The organism is Thermoclostridium caenicola, assembly GCF_900142095.1.
GTDB classification, from domain to species: Bacteria; Bacillota; Clostridia; order DSM-8532; family DSM-8532; genus Thermoclostridium_A; species Thermoclostridium_A caenicola.
In genome coordinates, this window is record NZ_FQZP01000104.1 from 1 (window position 1) to 1,631 (window position 1,631).

The window sequence follows — 1,631 nt, forward strand, 5'->3', positions numbered from 1 at the left end:
TGTCAATACTTTTTGAATATTTCACCCTAAATGGGTCAAATTTATCGCATGAAAATTTCACCCCCTACCCATAAGTTAGGTTACGCAATTTCCTGGTCATGGCAGGGGCGTTGCCCCTGCACCCCATCCTCGCCGGAGGGCAGCCGGTCAGCATGAAGCTGACCGGGAGACAAAAGGATAATGTACTAAGGCTGTCAAGGGTAAAGTGAACGCGCAAGCGCGCCCTTGACAGCCACCTGAACTGACAGTAATGTTCCAGCCAATTCATATCATACGTTAATGGTAACGAGATTTAAGCTGCTTTTGCATTTTTGAAAAAATACTCATCTATGAGCTGTTTAATGCCTTTGGTGAGAACTTTACCGTTTTGCATAGTGTCCTCGTTTGCAGCATAATCCACACCTGAGACCTTAAACAACTTACCCTTGTACAACGCTTTCATTCCGCCATTTTTACTGATTAAGACGGTAATTTTGGCTTTTGGAGGAACCTCTCTGGAATCAACGGAGAATTTGCAGTTATTGATCGAAAAGACTCCAGCGTTATCGGTGGTCCGTTCGATTTTTACGCACAGGAGCGTATTCAAATTAATGTTCTCGGGCAGCGGCAGGAACGAGGTATTCTGGTCACTGACAGGGATGGCAAACTTTTTGTTGTACTTTTTTATGTAGCCCGGCAGGAATTTATTGGCCTGTTCTATTGTCGTGATATTGTGTATACGGAATTCCGTCACAAGCCTGCTTTGCAATGTTTCCCACAACCGTTCTATACGGCCTTTTGCCTGGGGAGAGGAGGCTGGAAACATCTCAATGCCTAACTCATCCATAATCCGGCCAAATTGGGTCACAGCTTTTGTAACGCCCCTAAGCTGTTCATCGATGGTAAGATCGTACTTCTTTGTAGGATTAGGAAAGAATACACTATACTTGTCGGGATAGAGGCTAAGGGGTATACCGAAGTTTTTGAGGGTTTGTCGGGTGACTTCCAGGTAACCCAAAAGGCATTCGTTTTCACACATATATAGCCCGGTAATTGATCCTGTAGCGTCATCAATGAAGCCGTGAAGCGCATACTTTTTACCTATACCAAACCAATCATGAGGTGTTCCATCAGCCTGCAGCATCATGCCTGCAGAGGCCTTCCTCTTTCTTCTGTGGTGTTTCTTAGTCTTACGGTGTTTCTTAGGGCTTTTGATGTTTGCTTTGCGCAGGATATCATAGAGTGCCGAGTATGAGATTTTGATACCCTCATATTCTTCAAGGAGTTCCTGAAAATGAAGGAAGTTGGCCTCCTGATACGCATATGAGTTTTTGAGTTCGACAATCCGCTGGGCAAGCTTGCTATCAATTGTATGAACAGGTTTGCGCCCTCTATTTCCATGAATTATGGATTGAACACCGCGTTCTTTGACCTCCTTTTTTAACTGTTTAATACGGCGTTCGGACAAACCTAATGCATTAGCAGCTTGTGAAACTGTAAGTCTTCCCTCCAATGCACAATTGATAACATGAAGCTTTTTTAATTCCTCATCATTCATTGTGTATACCATCCTTTAAGACTATCAAATATATGTGGGGGGTGAAATATTCACGCGATAATCTTAAGGGTGAAATTATCATACGATAAAGACA

At 43.3% G+C, this 1,631-nt stretch carries 1 protein-coding gene; it reads right to left on the reverse strand.

Annotation, left to right across the window (positions count from 1 at the left end; all coding sequences use genetic code 11):
- Positions 1-292: 292 nt before the first annotated feature.
- The gene (locus F3H12_RS13050) at positions 293-1,537 is read right to left on the reverse strand and encodes an ISNCY family transposase (RefSeq protein WP_188118541.1); all 1,245 of its coding nucleotides are present in this window, start codon (positions 1,535-1,537) and stop codon (positions 293-295) included.
- Positions 1,538-1,631 lie beyond the last annotated feature (94 nt).